Source organism: Phenylobacterium sp., assembly GCF_030680185.1.
Lineage (GTDB): Bacteria > Pseudomonadota > Alphaproteobacteria > Caulobacterales > Caulobacteraceae > Phenylobacterium.
This window is the reverse complement of record NZ_JAUXVZ010000007.1, coordinates 1-15,468: the sequence shown is the minus strand read 5'-3', so window position 1 is coordinate 15,468 and position 15,468 is coordinate 1. Positions and strand designations below refer to the sequence as shown.

Below are 15,468 nucleotides of genomic sequence, written 5' to 3'. Positions count from 1 at the left end.
CAAGGCGGTACGGGCGTTAACTTTTGGTTTAGCTTGGTTAGCATTCCGTTAACCCCCAGGAGGGATCCCCATGGAAAAGGCGTTTGTAGCCCAGCGTGTCGCCAACAAGCTGTTCGCCACCGAAGAGTCGGTCGACGCGGCCCTGATCGAAGCCACCGAGCTGATGACCGAAATGCTCAAGGCCCGTAAGGACGTGGGCGTCTCCACCGTGTTCGGCGACGACGCGGCCGCCAAGCTGGTGGAAGCCATCAAGGCCCTGGGCGAAGCCCGCACCGCCATGGTCGGCGTGCACGGCGAGCTGAACGAGGCCAAGCTCCGTCTCGGCGTGCGCACCAAGCTGGTCGGCCCCGACAAGCCCTTCGAGCCGGCCCGCAACGCCCCGGCCATGCGCGACGTCGGCTGATTGCGATAGTTTAACTTCGTTGCGCCTCTAATCGCGGTTAGAGGCGCAACGATGTCTGCTGGCACCACCTATATTCTGACCTGGGTCCTTCTCTGGACCTTCCTGCTGTCGGTCTGCGCCTTCGCATTCCGCCGCGGCGGCGCGCCTGAGCGTCTGGGCGCTGGCCTGATCCTCGCGCTCACCCTGGTCACGGCGGCGGGCGACCTCTTCGCCTATGCCAACGGACTGCGTCAGCACGAGGCCTTCCTGGTGGGGCGTCTGGTGCTGGAAGGCGCCTTGGCCCTGGGCTTCCTGCTGCTCGCCGTGCGCTATGCCAGCCTTTGGCTGGGGGGCGCCATGCTGTTCCAGGCGATCCAGTTCTCGCTGCAGGCCTTCTATTTCGTCACAGGGCGGGCGCATGACACGCTGTATGTGACCGTCAACAATATCGACTTCTTCGGCATTCTGGCGTGTCTGACCGCCGGAACCCTGGCCGCCAGCCGCCGTCGCCGGGCGGCCGAGACCCAGGCGAATTCGCCCCTGCCCGAGACGATCTGACAGGGTTTTCAGCAAAAAACTGCTTGTTCTGACGCGCAAATGGGCGTTTGTGCGCGGCGGGCCACGCCCTCCCAACGGGGCGCTGCTCATCTGCAAGGATGGGAGACATCGCAGTGACTGACCACACCAAGCCCGCCATGCGGCCGGCTCGCGCCGAATTTTCGTCCGGCCCTTGCGCCAAGCGCCCCGGATGGACCCCCGAAAATCTTCAGAACGCCGTCCTCGGACGCTCGCATCGCTCCAAGCTGGGCAAGGCGCGGCTGAAGGACGCCGTCGACCGCACCCGCCAGGTTCTGCAGGTTCCGGACGACTATCTGATCGGCATCGTGCCCGGCTCCGATACCGGCGCCGTCGAGATGGCCCTGTGGTCCATGCTGGGCGCGCGGCCCGTGCAGCTGCTGGCCTTCGAGAGCTTCGGCAAGGACTGGGTCACCGACGTGACCAAGCAGCTGAAGATCGAGGCCGAGGTGCTGTCGGCCCCCTATGGCGAGCTGCCGGACCTGAGCAAGGTCCGCAAGGACGCCGACCTGGTCTTCACCTGGAACGGCACCACCTCGGGCGTGCGCGTTCCCAACGGCGACTTCATCGCCGACGACCGCGAAGGCGTCACCATCTGCGACGCCACCAGCGCCGCCTTCGCCCAGGACCTGCCCTGGGCCAAGCTCGATGTGGTCACCTTCTCCTGGCAGAAGGCGCTGGGCGGCGAGGCCGCGCACGGCGTCCTGATCCTGTCGCCGCGGGCTGTCGCACGGCTGGAAAGCCACACCCCGGCCTGGCCGATGCCCAAGCTCTTCCGCATGACCAAGGGCGGCAAGGTGAACCTCGAAATCTTCGAGGGCGCCACCATCAACACGCCGTCCATGCTGTGTGTGGAAGACGCCATCGACGCCCTGAAGTGGGCTGAGCGTATCGGCGGGCTGACCGAGATGCGCCGCCGCGCCGACGCCAATCTCGACGTCCTGGCCCGCTGGGTGGAAAAGACCGATTGGGTCGAGTTCCTGGCCGCCGATCCGGCCACCCGCTCCAACACCTCGGTCTGCCTGAAGGTGGTCGATCCGAAGGTCACGGCCCTGGACGAGGCCGCCCAGGCCGACTTCGCCAAGAAGCTGGCTGCGGCGCTCGAGAAGGAAGCCGTGGCCCTGGACATCGGCGGCTATCGCGACGCGCCTCCTGGCCTGCGCATCTGGTGCGGCGCCACGGTGGAGACCTCCGACCTGGAGGCCCTGACGCCTTGGCTGGACTGGGCCTTCGAGACCCTGTCGGAAAACCTCCAGGCCGCCTGAGCCCCCTAATGCCCTCCCCCGAGCGGGGGAGGGTTTGAAGGTGAAGCTCCGCCTCCCGCTAGACCCAGATCATCGCCAACACCCCCACCCCAACCCCTCCCCGCAAGGGGGAGGGGCTCTGATGAAGAGAACCCGCCCATGCCCCGCGTCCTCATCGCTGACAAGCTGAGCCCCGCCGCCATCGAGATCTTCAAGCAACGCGGCGTCGACGCCGATGTGAAGACCGGCCTGTCGAAAGACGAGCTGCTCAAGATCATCGCCGACTATGACGGCCTGGCCGTCCGCTCGGCCACCAAGGCCGACAAGGACGTCATTGCCGCGGCCAGGAACATGAAGGTCATCGGCCGCGCCGGCATCGGGGTCGACAATGTCGACATCCCCGCCGCCACCGCCGCCGGCATCGTGGTGATGAACACCCCCTTCGGCAACTCGATCACCACGGCCGAGCACGCCATCGCCATGATGTTCGCGCTCGCCCGCCAACTGCCCGCCGCCGACGTCTCCACCCAGGCCGGCAAGTGGGAGAAGAACCGCTTCATGGGCGTGGAGGTCTACGCCAAGACGCTCGGCCTGATCGGGGCCGGCAATATCGGCTCCATCGTCGCCGACCGGGCGCTGGGCCTGAAGATGAAGGTGGTGGCCTATGACCCCTTCCTGTCGCCGGAGCGCGCCGTGGAGCTGGGCGTCGAGAAGGTCGAGCTGGACGAGCTGCTGGCCCGGGCCGACTTCATCACCCTGCACACTCCGCTCACTGACAAGACCCGCAACATCCTGTCGGCCGAGAACCTGGCCAAGACCAAGAAGGGCGTGAAGATCGTCAACTGCGCCCGCGGCGGCCTGGTGGATGAAGCCGCCCTGCGCAAGCTGCTGGACGAGGGACACATCGGTGGCGCGGCCTTCGACGTCTTCGTCGAGGAGCCGGCGAAGGAGAATGTGCTGTTCGGGGCCGAGAACTTCATCGCCACCCCGCACCTGGGCGCCTCCACCAACGAGGCCCAGGAAAACGTCGCCCTGCAGGTGGCCGAGCAGATGAGCGACTATCTGCTCACCGGCGCGGTCACCAATGCGCTGAACTCGCCCTCGGTCACCGCCGAAGAAGCCCCGCGCCTGGCGCCCTTCATCGCGCTCGCCGGCAAGCTCGGCGTCTTCGCGGGCCAGATGGTCGACTACGGGGTGGCGGCCATCGACATCGCCTATGAGGGCGAGGTCTCCAAGCTGAACGCCAAGCCGCTGACCGCCGCGGCGCTCGCCGGCGTCCTGCGGCCCATGCTGGGCGACGCGGTCAACATGGTCTCGGCCCCGGCCGTGGCCAAGGAGCGCGGCATCACCCTCTCGGAATCCCACCAGGAAGACTCGCCCATCTATGAGAGCCTGATCCGCATCACCGTCACTACCGAGAAGGGCAAGCGCTCCTTCGCCGGCTCGGTGCTGGCGGGCACACCGCGGGTGGTGGAGGTCAAGGGCATGGATCTGGACGCGCCCTTCGGCCCGACCATGCTCTACGTCAACAACGAGGATAAGCCGGGCTTCATCGGCGCGCTCGGCGTCATGCTGGCAGAGGCCGGCGTCAACATCGCCACCTTCAACCTCGGCCGCGTCTCGGCCGGGGACGACGCCATCGCCCTGGTCGGCGTCGATCAGGTCCCCAGCGATGAGCTGATGGCCAATATCCAGGCCCTGCCCCACGTCAAGGAAGCGCGCACCCTGCGCTTCTAGCCCTCTTGCCAGGCGGCGGCGTCAAAGCGACGCTGCCGCCATGGCCGGCCCCCCTGACGAAAAACACTCCCGCACCCTACCTGGCGGCCGCGGCTATTGGTGGACGCAGCGCCTCTGGGCGCTGGCCGCCGACCTGCCCGTGCAGCAGGTCGCCCTCTCCGACATCCCTGAGTTTGACGTCGACTGCTGGTTCCAGGGTCGCCACACGCCCAGCATTCGTGAGGTGGCGGGCCACGCGCAGCGGATCTTCAACGCTGAGCTCTCCTATCCGGTGATCCTCAACGCCGAGGGCCAGCTGATGGACGGCGGCCACCGGCTGGCCAAGGCCTGGCTGGAGGGCCGAAGCCACATCGCCGCCGTGCGCTTCGTCGAGACCCCTGAGCCGGACTGGATCAAGACCGACGCCGACGCATAGTCCCTGAGGGCGCCTTCGGTTTCTCGATGGGCCGCGCGTTCACGACTTAGAGCTTAAGAGCCTGATGCGGCGCCGGCGAGCCTGTTTCCCGCGCCAGCCTGTGGTAATGCGCCGTCCACGGACGATCAGCCCCACGGACGCCGCCATTGGCCAAGACCACACTCGACAAGGACCTCGGTAAGGTCACGCGCCTGCAGAGCGCCACCCAGGACATCTCTCGTCAGATCGCCCTGCCGGGGCTGTCGATCCTGTTCCTTGTGGCCGTGACCATCTTCGCCACCCTGGTAGTGGCCGACGGGCCCCTGGCGATCTATGCGATCATCGGCGCGGTGGTCGCCGGCTATCTGGCCCTGAACATCGGAGCCAATGACGTCGCCAACAATATGGGTCCGGCGGTGGGCAGCAAGGCCCTGCCCATGGCCGCGGCCTTGGTCATCGCCGGCATCTGCGAGGCCGCCGGCGCCATCCTGGCCGGCGGGGACGTGGTCGCCACCGTCTCCAAGGGCATCATCACCCCGCCCGCCGATCTGGGAACCGTCAACTTTATCCTGGTGATGACCGCAGCCCTGTTCGCCGCCGCGGTCTGGATCAACCTGGCCACGGTGATCGGGGCGCCGGTCTCCACCACCCACTCCATCGTCGGCGCGGTGCTGGGCTCGGGCGTCGCCGCCGCCGGCTTCGGGGTGGTGGCGTGGCCGACGCTCGGCGCCATCGCCGCCAGCTGGGTCATCTCGCCCGTCCTGGGGGGACTGGTGGCCGCAGGCCTGCTGGGCCTGATCAAGGTGACCATCCTGTTCCGCCAGGACCGGATCGCTGCGGCCCGCACCTGGGTCCCCCTGCTGATCGCCCTGATGAGCGGGGTCTTCACCCTCTACATGCTGACCAAGGGGCTGAGCCGGGTCTGGAGCCCCTCGGGTCAGACGACGCTGATCCTGGCCGTGACCCTGAGCCTGGGGGGATGGCTGGCCGCCCGCCCCTGGGTGGCCCGCCGGTCGGCCGTGATGGAGAACCGGCGCAAGGAGGTCAGCCGGCTGTTCGTCCTGCCGCTGATCTGCGCAGCCGCCCTGCTGTCCTTCGCCCATGGGGCCAATGACGTGGCCAACGCCGTGGGGCCCCTGGCGGCCATTGTCAGCGCCGCCCAGACCGGGTCGGCCACCACGGCCGGCGATGTCGCCTTGCCGCTCTGGGTGCTGGCCATCGGAGCCCTGGGCATTTCGCTGGGCCTGGCCCTGTTTGGCCCTCGCCTGATCCGCACGGTGGGGGAGAAGATCACCAAGATGGACGCCATCCGGGCCTATTGCGTGGCCCAGGCTGCAGCCATCACCGTGCTGGGCGCCTCGACCCTGGGCCTGCCAGTGTCTTCCACCCACATCGCCATCGGCGGCATTTTCGGGGTGGGTCTGCTGCGGGAGATCCTGACCAATCGGGGGGTGCGCCGCCGGCCAAACGGGGCGGCGCCCGAGCCGACCGACCCCAGCCTGCCTCAGCCCCCCACCGAACTCACCGACCGGCAACGGGAGAAGACCGAGAAGCGTCGCCTGGTGCGCCGGCGCCATGCCTGGAGCATCGCCGCGGCCTGGGTGGTCACCGTTCCGGCCGCCGGCCTGCTGGCGGCGGGCATGTATGGTCTGCTCAGCGTCCTGACGCGGCTTTGACCTTGCGGCGGCCCTTGGCGGGTTTCGCCGGCGCCGCCAGAGTCTCCAGACGCTCAGCCGCCCGGTTGAGCAGGTCGACCAGACCCGGATCCCCGAGCCGGGCGGCGGCCTCCGGCAGGGTCATCCAACGGCGGCGCCTCTGGCCGCGTTCGGGCCAGCGATCCAGCTGCCGGGTCACCCGCAGGAGATAGAGGCTGACCTCCAGATCCTCGCGGCGATCACCGCGGATGCGGACGGAGGGATAGGCGCCGAGCGCCACATCCTCCACCTCGCCCTCGACGCCGGCCTCCTCCAGGGCCTCCTGGGCCGCGGATTCCCAGGGGGTGCGGCCGCTCATCAGCCCGCCCTTGGGAAAGACCCAACGTCCGGTGCGCCGGGAGGTGACCAGCAGGACTGAGACGCCCTTGTCGGTGACGCGATAGGGCACGGCCCCGGCCTGACGGGTCGGCGCCTCGTGCGTCTGGGGGGCTGGCGCTGGCCCCCGCCACCAGTCGATGAATCGTCGCAGCATGCGCGCCCTTCCTTGCGATGCGGCGCCTGGATGAGGACGCAACGCGGGGCGCGGGCTCCGGTTCTCGATCCAGACGGCGCCCGCGCGGTCCCTGGGGGTATCAGATTCGTCGGCCCCGGCGAGGGCTCAGACCCGGGACTCATTCTGGGTTGATTGACTCTGGCGGACTCCGGACTAGAACAAAAGAAGAACAAGAGGATGAGGAGCCATGGCCGGTTTTCGCAGCGGGCGTCTGGACGCCGTGCGGGCGAAGATCGCCGCCCTGGAGACGGGCGGACGGGGAGACTCCGAGTCACTCTCCTTCGGCGACGTGTCGGTCGACCGCTGCTTCCCCGGCGGCGGGGGCCTGCCCCTTCACCGCTGGCATGAGCTGGGGGGCGAGGGGATGGAGGCCGAGACCGCCGCGGCGCCGGCCGCCTTCGTCGCCCTGCTGGCCAGGCCTCTGCTGAAGATGGGGCCGGCCGTCTGGATCGCCCGGCAGGACGACCTGCACCCGCCCGGCCTGGCGGGTCTGGGCTTTCCCGCAGGCGGGCTGATCGAGGTCTGGGTCCGGGACGAGGCCCAGGCCCTGGCCGCGGCCGAGGACGCCCTGGGGGCGTCCGGGGTAGGGGCGGTGATCGTGGAGGCCCAGGCCTGCGACCTGACGGCGGGCCGCAGGCTGCAACTGGCCTGCGAGAAGGGGCGGGCCACCGGCTTCCTGATCGCCCGGCGGCCTTTCGGCGGCGGGGCTCCAGGGATCGCCGGCGGATCGGCGGCGGCCACCCGCTGGTCCATCGCCTCGGCCCCCAGCGCGCCAGCCCCTGGGCGACCAGGACTCGGCCCGCCGCGATGGCGGGCGAGCTTGGAGCGCTGTCGCGGCGGGCGTCCCGGCGCCTGGCTGTTTGAAAGTCCCGGGGCCTATTCAGATACGGAGATCCAGGATGACGCGCATCCTCTGCGCCTGGTCGCCGAGCTGGGCGATCGACAACTGGCGCCGGCGCAACCCGCCCGCCCCGCAAGCCCGCCCATCCGATTCCCCGTCGGGGGCGAGGACGCCGCCCGTCGCCGCCGCGCCTGAACCGCCCCTGGCCCTGGTGGAGACGAGCCGCGGAACCCGCCGGCTGGCCGCGGTGGGCCGCGCGGCCGCGGCCCTGGGCCTGTTTCCCGGCCAGAAGGCCGCCGACGCCCTGGCCTATGTCCCAGACCTCGTCACCGCCGAGGCCGAGCCCGAGGCCGACGCCCAGGCCCTGCGGGCCCTGGTCGACTGGTGCGTGCGGTTTTCGCCGGCCGTGGCGCCTGATCCCCCGGACGGCCTGTTCCTGGACATTACCGGCCTGGCTCATCTGTGGGGGGGCGAGGCCGCCCTGGTGGCCGACTTTCGCCGGCGTCTCGCCCGCAACGACCTGCCCGTGGTCTGCGGCGTGGCCGATACGCCCGGCGCGGCCTGGGCCCTGGCTCGCCACGGGGACGGCGCCAGCCTCTGCCCGCCTGGCCGACAGGGCGAGGTGCTGGACCATCTGCCGCCCAGCGCTCTGCGGATTTCTGAGCCCGCCTGCGCCCAGCTGGAGCGCCTGGGTCTGCGCAGGATCGGGGAGGTCCGCCGCCTGCCCCGCAGCCAGCTGGCCCGGCGTTTCGGCCTGGAGCTGATCACCCGCCTGGATCAGGCCATGGGCGAGGCGCCCGAGGCCCTGGCCTTTCGCCGGCCGGCCAATCCCTGGTTTGACCGCCTGGCCCTGGCCGAGCCGATCAGCACGCCAGAGGACCTGGCCCGGGTGTGCGGCGACATCGTCGAGCGCCTCTGCGCCCGGCTGAGCGCCGAGGGCCAGGGCGCCCGGCGTTTCGAGATCGCCTATCACCGGGTGGATGGCCGCCCCCAGACCGTGGAGGTGGGCCTGGCCGTGGGCGCCCGGGAGGCGCCGCGCATCACCCGCCTCTTCCTGCCCCGGCTCGACCAGGTGGATCCGGGCTTTGGGGTGGAGCAGGTGACGCTCGCGGCCTTCGAGGTGGAGGCGTTGAGCGCCAGCCAGGCGGCCCTGGCGTCGGAGCAGGCCGCGGGCGGCGGTATCGAGATCGCGCCTTTGGTAGACCGCCTGGCCAACCGCCTGGGAGCTGAACGGGTCTGGACCAGCCAGGCGGTGGAGAGCCATGTGCCCGAGCGGGCGGTGGCCAGGCGGGCGCCCTTGTCCCCCGAGCCCCCGGCCCGCTGGGACCCGGCGCAGCCAAGGCCTATCCGCCTGTTCCGGCGCCCCGAACCCATCGAGGCCACCGCCCCCGTGCCCGACGACCCGCCGGTGCAGTTCCGCTGGCGGGGCCAGCTGCATCGGGTCCGTCTGGCCGAGGGACCTGAGCGGATCGCCGAGGAATGGTGGAAGGCCCCCATCGGGGCGGTTTCGGCTACCCATGTGCGCGACTATTACCGGGTGGAGGACCAGGCGGGCGGCCGTTTCTGGATCTTCCGCGCCGGTCTCTATGAGGCGGGCGCCCCGGCCAGGTGGTGGCTGCACGGCCTGTTCGGATAGGCGAGCCATGTCGCTTACCCCCTCCCCCGCCTATGCCGAGCTGATGGCGGCCAGCAACTTCTCCTTCCTGAAGGGCGCCTCGCACCCTTGGGAGCTGGTGGCCACCGCCGAGGCTTTGGGGATTTCGGCCATCGGCGTCTGCGACCGCAACAGCCTGGCCGGCGTCGTGCGGGCCTGGAGCGCCGGGCGCGAGCGCAACATCAGGGTCCTGACCGGCGCCCGGCTGGACTTCGCCGACGGGACGCCGAGCCTGGTCTGCTACCCCAAGGACCGGGAGGCCTATGGCCGCCTGACCCGCCTGCTGACGCTCGGCCAACGGCGGGCCAAGAAGGGGGGCTGCGAACTCTTCTACGAGGACTTCGCCGCCCATGCGGAGGGTCAGGTGGCGCTGGTCGTGCCGCCTGAGCGGCTGCATGAGGCCTTTGCTCAGGCCCTGGCCAGGACGGCGGGCGATTTTCGGGGCCAGGTCTGGCTGGCGGCAGCGCGGGGCTATGGCGCCCGGGACCTGCCCCGACTGGCCCATCTGCAGGCCCTCTCGAGCGCCAGCGGCGCGCCCATGACGGCGGTCAATGACGTGCTCTATCACGGGCCGGAGCGGCGGCCTTTGCAGGATGTCCTGACCTGCATCGCCGAAAAGACCACCATCGATCAGGCCGGCTGGCGCCTGGCGGCCAACGCCGAGCGGCACCTGAAGTCGCCCTCCGAAATGGCCCGCCTGTTCGCCCGCTTCCCAGAGGCCCTTGCGCAGTCGACAGCCGTGGCTGGCCTGATCGACTTCGACCTGTCCGAGCTGCGCTACGAATATCCCGACGAGCCCGTGCCGCCGGGCAAGACCCCCATCGCCCACCTGCGCGACATCACCTGGCGCGGCGCCTCCCAGCGCTATCGCCGGGGCGTGCCCGACAAGGTGCGGCGGCTGCTGAACCACGAGCTCGATCTGATCGAGCGGCTGGACTACGCCAACTATTTCCTCACCGTCCACGACATCGTCGCCTGGGCCAGGGCCCAGGGCATCCTCTGCCAGGGGCGGGGATCGGCGGCCAATTCCTGCGTCTGCTTCTGTCTGGGCGTCACCGCGGTGGACCCCACCAAGCCCGACCAGGACCTGTTGTTTTCCCGCTTCATCTCCGAAGAGCGCGGCGAGCCCCCGGACATCGACGTGGATTTCGAGCACGAGCGCCGGGAAGAGGTGATGCAGTATGTCTATGGCCGCTATGGGCGCGACCGGGCGGCGATCTGCGCCACCGTCATCCACTATCGCCCGCGCATGGCCATCCGCCAGGTGGGCAAGGCGCTCGGCCTCACCGAGGACGTGACCGCGGCGCTGGCCGGCACGGTCTGGGGCAGCTACGGGACCGGCACGCCCGATGATCATGTCCGCCAGACGGGCCTGGACCCGGACAACCCCCAGATCCGCCGGGCCACCACGCTGGCCACAGAGCTGATCGGCTTTCCCCGCCACCTGTCGCAGCATGTGGGGGGCTTCATCCTCACCAAGCGGCGGCTGGACGAGACCGTGCCCATCGGCAACGGGGCCATGAAGGACCGCACCTTCATCGAGTGGGACAAGGACGACATCGATGCGCTCGGCCTGATGAAGGTCGATGTCCTGGCGCTCGGCATGCTGAGCGCCCTGCGCAAGAGCCTCACCATGCTGCGGGCCGACCACGGCCAGCACCTGCATGACCTGGCCGACATCCCTCAGGAGGACCCGGCGGTCTATGAGATGCTGTCCCGGGCCGATTCCGTCGGCGTCTTCCAGGTGGAGAGCCGGGCCCAGATGTCCATGCTGCCCAGGCTCAAGCCCCGGCGGTTCTATGACCTGGTGATCGAGGTGGCCATCGTGCGGCCAGGCCCCATCCAGGGCGACATGGTCCACCCCTATCTGCGCCGCCGGGAAGGCAAGGACCCGGTGGACTTCCCCGCCCCCCATCCCGACCACGGCCCGGCCGACGAACTGAAACAGGTGCTGGGCAAGACGCTGGGGGTGCCGCTCTTCCAGGAACAGGCCATGCGCCTGGCCATCGAGGCGGCCAAGTTCACCGACGCCGAGGCCAACGGCCTGCGCCGGGCCATGGCCACCTTCCGCCACCACGGCAATGTGGGGGACTATGGGGTCAAGTTCATCGAGGGCATGGTCGCCCGGGGCTATGACCCCGACTTCGCCAGGCGCTGCTTCGCCCAGATCGAAGGCTTCGGCTCCTATGGCTTCCCTGAGAGCCACGCCATCAGCTTCGCGCTGCTGGTCTACGCCTCGGCCTGGGTCAAGCAGCGCTGGCCCGACGTCTTTTGCGCAGCGCTCCTCAACAGCCAGCCCATGGGCTTCTACCAGCCCGCCCAGCTGGTCCGGGACGCCCGCGACCACGGGGTGGAGGTGCGCGGCCCCGACATCCTGGCCAGCGCCTGGGACTGCACCCTGGAAACCCCGGACGCCGAGGGCCGGCTGAAGGCCGTGCGCCTGGGCCTGCGGATGATCAAGGGCCTGAACCGGGAGGAGATGGATCGGCTGACCGCCGCCCGGGCGGCCGGCGCCGACACCCTGCCGCAGCTGGCCCGTCAGGCCCGCCTGTCGCAGCGGTCCCTGGAGCTGCTGGCCGAGGCCGACGCCTGCCGGTCGCTCGCCCTCGACCGGCGCGCCGCCCTGTGGCTGGCCAAGGGTCTGACCGGGGAGGGCCGGGTGGAGGACACCGCCCCCTTGTTCGCCCGCCAGGGCGGCCTGGGCGCGACGGAGACCCAGGCCGCCCTGCCCCTGATGAGCCTGCCCCACCAGGTGGCCGAGGACTACCGGACGACGCGCCTGTCCCTGAAGGCCCACCCCTGCGGCTTCTTCCGCCGGGGGCTGGCGGACCGGGGCGCAGTTCCCGCCGCCCAGCTGGCTAGCCTGCGGCACGGCGCCAAGGTCTGCGTGGCCGGCCTCGTCCTGGTCCGCCAGCGGCCGGGGACGGCCAAGGGGGTCACCTTCGTCACCCTGGAGGACGAGACCGGAGGGGCCAATCTGGTGATCTGGAAGGACGCCTTCGAGGCGAACCGCCGCCTGGTCATGACCTCGGCCTTCCTGCTGGTCCACGGCCGGCTGCAGAAGGCCGGCGAGGTGATCCATGTGGTCGCCGAGCGCTTCGAGGACCTGACCCCCCAGCTCTCCCGCCTGCGGGAGGACAAGGCCGAAATCCGCGCCGCCTCCAACGTCACTGGCCGCCTGATCCGCAGCCGGGACTTTCATTGAGGGGGCGCGGTCCTCAGGTCGCCAGGCGGTCGGCCTTGAACTTCAGGGTCGCGATCATGCCTTCGACGGGCCACAGGTACTCCACCGACCCGCGCAGCTGACGTTCCACCACACGGTCGAGGAGGCGTCCGCCAAATCCCGACCCTGGGTTCGGGGCGCTGACTGCCGGCCCACCGCGCTCTGTCCAGACGATCACCGCCTCGTCCTGTACGATCTTGCACGACACATCGAGCAATCCGGCCGCCGCCGAGAGCGCGCCGTACTTGACGGCGTTGGTGGCCAGCTCGTGGATCACCAGGGCCAGGGCCGTGGCGGCGCCTTCGCCAATACCAATCCGGGGCACTGAAACCCGGATGCGTCCGCTGAAGGCGCCAAGATCGTCATAGGGGTTGAGCAGCACCGACAAGAGGTCGCCAAGCAAGGTCGCCTCATCGGTCTGGCCCGGCACCGGGCGGACCAGGTCGTGAGCCCGCCCCAAGGCGGCGAGCCTTAGAATCAGCTCCCGCGCCATGTCCTCCTTGGTCTCCGCAGATCGCGAGGTCATCGAGGTCAACGCGCCGGCGATGGTGATCAGGTTCTTGACCCGATGACTCATTTCCCCGGCCAGCAGCTCGTTGGACTCCTCGGCCTGCTTGCGGCCGGTGACGTCGAGAAAGACGCCGTACATGACGCGGCCCTCGATATCCTCGTCATCCCCCCGCCCCCGCGCCGAAATCCAGCGCACGTCGTCCCCGACCAGAATTCGGAAGTCGATCTCATAGGGGCCGACGATGCCGCGCGTGGCGTTGAAGGCCACCCGCACCCGGTCGCGGTCCGCGGGGTGAATATGGGCGGACAGGTCTTCGAACGTGACGGCCACGTCCCGGGCCACGGTCCAAAGCCCGTAGCCGATATCGTCCATGGTCAGGGCGTCGCTGTCGACGTTCCAAGACCACAGGGCGACCCCGGCGGCGGTCACGCCGAGCCGCAGGCGCCGTTCATCCCAAACAGGGGCGTTCGGCTCAGCCATCGACATGCATTCCTTAGCCCTTTTCGGAAACCGCGGCCCAGCCACCGGATCAGGTGAGCGGTAGCAACCTTGGCCGATGCACGTCGGCCCGCCGCCGCGCCAAGGCGGCGCCGGGATTTCTGGTTACCACATCTCGTGACAACTGCGGCGGCTGCCGGGGGGCGGCGCAGGCGCCCCATGTCACACAGCCTTCCCTTGACCTTGGCCCTGCCGCCCCGTCTCCTCCGCTACCGAACAGGGATGGAGGCTTCACGGATGCGGGCTTGGATCATGGCGGCGGCCCTGGCGCTGGCCGCCACGCCGGCAGGCGCCGAGACGGTGCGGGCCAGCGTCGAGAGCGGCATTCTCGCCGGCGAGGCCACCGACCGGGCGCGGATCTTCCGCAACATCCCCTATGCCGCGCCGCCGGTCGGGCCCTTGCGCTGGGCGCCGCCGGCCGCGCCCAAGCCCTGGACCGGCGCGCGGCCGGCGGTCGAGGCCGGCCCCTCCTGTCCCCAGCCCATGCGCGAGGACGGCGCCCCCAACGCCGGCGGCGCCAATGGGCCTATGAGCGAGGACTGCCTGCAGCTCAACGTCTTCGCCCCCCTTTACCGGCCTGACGCCAAGCCGGCCCCCGTCATGGTCTGGCTCCACGGCGGATCGCACCGCACGGGCGCGGGCTGGGTCTATGACGGCCAGAACTTCGCCCGCGACGGCGTGGTGCTGGTGTCGATCAACTACCGGCTGGGGCCGCTCGGCTACTTCGCCCATCCGGCGCTGACCAAGACCGCCGGCGCCAGGGCCCCGCTGGGGTCCTATGGGCTGATGGACCAGATCGCAGCGCTGAAATGGGTCCAGCGCAACATCGCCGCCTTCGGGGGCGATCCGAACAATGTGACTGTGTTCGGGGAATCCGCCGGCGGCATGAGCACGCTCGCCCTGCTGGCGACGCCCCAGGCCAAAGGGCTGTTTCACAAGGCCATCGTCCAGTCGGGCGGCGGCTGGTTTGAGCCCGACAGCCTGAAAGACCAGGAGAAGGTCGGCCTCGCCGCCGCCGAGAAGCTCGGCCTGCTCGCCAAGGCGACCGTGGCCCAGCTACGCGCCGTCCCCGCCGAGACCCTGATTGCAAAGGTGGACGGCGAGTTCGGACCCTTCCCCGACGGGCGGCTTCTGCCACGCACAGCCACCCAGGCCTTCGCCGCCGGCGCCGAGATCGATGTGCCGATGATCATCGGCTGGAACAATGGCGAGGACAGCCTGCTGGGCGGCCCTGGCGGCGGGGCGAAGTTCGCCGCCAGCCTGCCGCCCATGGCCAGGGCCTTCTACGAGGAGGCCGCCGCCGAAGGGGATGAGGCGTTTGGTCGGGCGGTCTTCACCGACCGGGCCTTTGGGGCGCCGGCCCGCTGGATCGCCGGCCAGGGCGCCGACGGGGCGCCGGTCTTCCTCTATCACTTTTCCTATGTGGGCGACCGGTTCCGGCGAGTCCTGGACCGCGCCCATCATGCGGCGGAGATCCAGTACGTCTTCGAATACTGGGGCCGCCGGACGCCCGACAGCGTGGTCAGCGACGAGGACCGGGCCATGGCGACCCTGATGCACGGCTGCTGGGTCGCCTTCGCCAGCACGGGCGCGCCGTCCTGCGAGGACCAGGCCTGGCCGGCCTATGACCCGGTGTCCGACCAGCTCCTGGAGTTCGGCGCCGAGACCGCCGTGCGCCAGGGCTTCGCCCGCCGCCAGCTGGACGCCCTGGAACAGTTCACCCTGCCGACGCTCGGCTTGCCGGCGAAGTAGGCGAAACCTTCTCAACCGTCACCCTCGGGCTCGTCCCGAGGGTCCCTCGTCGAGGCGGGCGCGAGCGGAGACAGGGATCCTGGGCACAAGGCCCAGGATGACGGTGGAGGGGGGAGATCTGTCCCCTCTTTCCTGAATCCCCAACCCCCGAACGAATCACCGGCCAGGGCGTTGAGCTGACTTGAGCAATTCGCCGGAGTTCCTCCCATGGCCGCCCGTCCCACCTGGCAGGGTTATCTGCGCCTGTCCCTCGTGAGCTGTCCCGTGGCCCTCTATACCGCCACCAGCCGGGGCGGCGATGTCAGCTTCAACATGCTGCACAAGGACACCCACAACCGCATCCGCATGATCCCCACCGATCCCGACAGCGGGCCGGTGGACCGGGCCGACATCGTCAAGGGCTTCGAGATCGAGAAGGGGCGCTATGTCGTCCTGACCCAGGACGAGA

General features: G+C 69.8%; 13 protein-coding genes. 11 read left to right on the top strand and 2 right to left on the bottom strand.

What is annotated here, in order from left to right:
• The first annotated feature begins 70 nt into the window (after window positions 1-70).
• The 6 genes from Q8L83_RS00855 to Q8L83_RS00830 all read left to right on the top strand — a co-directional run bounded on the left by Q8L83_RS00855 (window position 71) and on the right by Q8L83_RS00830 (window position 6,009).
• Window positions 71-403 carry a hypothetical protein gene (locus Q8L83_RS00855; protein WP_305284220.1) on the top strand — a complete coding sequence of 111 codons (333 nt, stop codon included), beginning with the start codon at window positions 71-73 and terminating at the stop codon, window positions 401-403.
• Window positions 404-454: 51 nt separating this feature from the next.
• Complete coding sequence (locus tag Q8L83_RS00850; protein ID WP_305284219.1) at window positions 455-940, top strand: hypothetical protein; 486 nt, start codon at window positions 455-457, stop codon at window positions 938-940.
• 98 nt (window positions 941-1,038) lie between these two features.
• The gene (locus tag Q8L83_RS00845) at window positions 1,039-2,223 is read left to right on the top strand and encodes a phosphoserine transaminase (protein WP_305284218.1); all 1,185 of its coding nucleotides are present in this window, start codon (window positions 1,039-1,041) and stop codon (window positions 2,221-2,223) included.
• 138 nt (window positions 2,224-2,361) lie between these two features.
• Window positions 2,362-3,939: a phosphoglycerate dehydrogenase gene (gene serA, locus Q8L83_RS00840; protein ID WP_305284217.1), complete on the top strand. Its 1,578-nt coding sequence runs from the start codon at window positions 2,362-2,364 to the stop codon at window positions 3,937-3,939.
• A gap of 40 nt (window positions 3,940-3,979) precedes the next feature.
• Window positions 3,980-4,354 (top strand): hypothetical protein, encoded by a 375-nt coding sequence (locus tag Q8L83_RS00835; protein WP_305284216.1) that lies wholly within the window; start codon window positions 3,980-3,982, stop codon window positions 4,352-4,354.
• Window positions 4,355-4,500: 146 nt separating this feature from the next.
• Entirely contained in the window at window positions 4,501-6,009 is a 1,509-nt protein-coding gene (locus Q8L83_RS00830; RefSeq protein ID WP_305284215.1) for an inorganic phosphate transporter, read from the top strand.
• Here the strand turns inward: Q8L83_RS00830 and Q8L83_RS00825 are convergent.
• Entirely contained in the window at window positions 5,987-6,520 is a 534-nt protein-coding gene (locus Q8L83_RS00825; RefSeq protein WP_305284214.1) for an NUDIX hydrolase, read from the bottom strand. The two genes, Q8L83_RS00830 and Q8L83_RS00825, sit on opposite strands and share 23 nt — an antisense overlap.
• 208 nt (window positions 6,521-6,728) lie before the next feature.
• On the opposite strand from Q8L83_RS00825, the gene Q8L83_RS00820 reads away from it, so the two are divergent.
• From Q8L83_RS00820 to Q8L83_RS00810, 3 genes are read left to right on the top strand one after another with little or no spacing between them, the layout of a single operon-like run.
• Entirely contained in the window at window positions 6,729-7,577 is an 849-nt protein-coding gene (locus Q8L83_RS00820) for an ImuA family protein (protein ID WP_305284213.1), read from the top strand.
• Between the two features lie 16 nt (window positions 7,578-7,593).
• Window positions 7,594-9,018 carry a DNA polymerase Y family protein gene (locus tag Q8L83_RS00815; RefSeq protein WP_370868333.1) on the top strand — a complete coding sequence of 475 codons (1,425 nt, stop codon included), beginning with the start codon at window positions 7,594-7,596 and terminating at the stop codon, window positions 9,016-9,018.
• Window positions 9,019-9,025: 7 nt separating this feature from the next.
• A complete protein-coding gene (locus Q8L83_RS00810) occupies window positions 9,026-12,241 on the top strand; it encodes an error-prone DNA polymerase (protein ID WP_305284212.1) in 3,216 nt (1,071 codons plus the stop codon).
• A 13-nt stretch (window positions 12,242-12,254) separates the two neighbouring features.
• On the opposite strand, the gene Q8L83_RS00805 is transcribed toward Q8L83_RS00810, so the two are convergent.
• On the bottom strand, window positions 12,255-13,250 hold the full coding sequence (locus Q8L83_RS00805; protein ID WP_305284211.1) for a sensor histidine kinase: 996 nt from the start codon (window positions 13,248-13,250) through the stop codon (window positions 12,255-12,257).
• Window positions 13,251-13,505: 255 nt separating this feature from the next.
• Here Q8L83_RS00805 and Q8L83_RS00800 point away from each other — a divergent pair, with 255 nt between their 5' ends.
• Window positions 13,506-15,020 carry a carboxylesterase/lipase family protein gene (locus tag Q8L83_RS00800; RefSeq protein WP_305284210.1) on the top strand — a complete coding sequence of 505 codons (1,515 nt, stop codon included), beginning with the start codon at window positions 13,506-13,508 and terminating at the stop codon, window positions 15,018-15,020.
• 207 nt (window positions 15,021-15,227) lie between these two features.
• On the top strand, window positions 15,228-15,468 hold a 241-nt coding region (locus Q8L83_RS00795), incomplete at its 3' end, for a Ku protein (RefSeq protein WP_305284209.1).

Bases quoted from the DNA above. Each gene is read 5' to 3' on its own strand.
- Q8L83_RS00810 (WP_305284212.1), top strand. From the start codon at position 9,026: ATGTCGCTTACCCCCTCCCCCGCCTATGCCGAGCTGATGGCGGCCAGC.
- Q8L83_RS00850 (WP_305284219.1), top strand. From the start codon at position 455: ATGTCTGCTGGCACCACCTATATTCTGACCTGGGTCCTTCTCTGGACC.
- Q8L83_RS00800 (WP_305284210.1), top strand. From the start codon at position 13,506: ATGCGGGCTTGGATCATGGCGGCGGCCCTGGCGCTGGCCGCCACGCCG.
- Q8L83_RS00835 (WP_305284216.1), top strand. From the start codon at position 3,980: ATGGCCGGCCCCCCTGACGAAAAACACTCCCGCACCCTACCTGGCGGC.
- Q8L83_RS00805 (WP_305284211.1), bottom strand. From the start codon at position 13,250: ATGGCTGAGCCGAACGCCCCTGTTTGGGATGAACGGCGCCTGCGGCTC.
- Q8L83_RS00825 (WP_305284214.1), bottom strand. From the start codon at position 6,520: ATGCTGCGACGATTCATCGACTGGTGGCGGGGGCCAGCGCCAGCCCCC.
- Q8L83_RS00855 (WP_305284220.1), top strand. From the start codon at position 71: ATGGAAAAGGCGTTTGTAGCCCAGCGTGTCGCCAACAAGCTGTTCGCC.
- Q8L83_RS00845 (WP_305284218.1), top strand. From the start codon at position 1,039: ATGGGAGACATCGCAGTGACTGACCACACCAAGCCCGCCATGCGGCCG.
- serA (WP_305284217.1), top strand. From the start codon at position 2,362: ATGCCCCGCGTCCTCATCGCTGACAAGCTGAGCCCCGCCGCCATCGAG.
- Q8L83_RS00820 (WP_305284213.1), top strand. From the start codon at position 6,729: ATGGCCGGTTTTCGCAGCGGGCGTCTGGACGCCGTGCGGGCGAAGATC.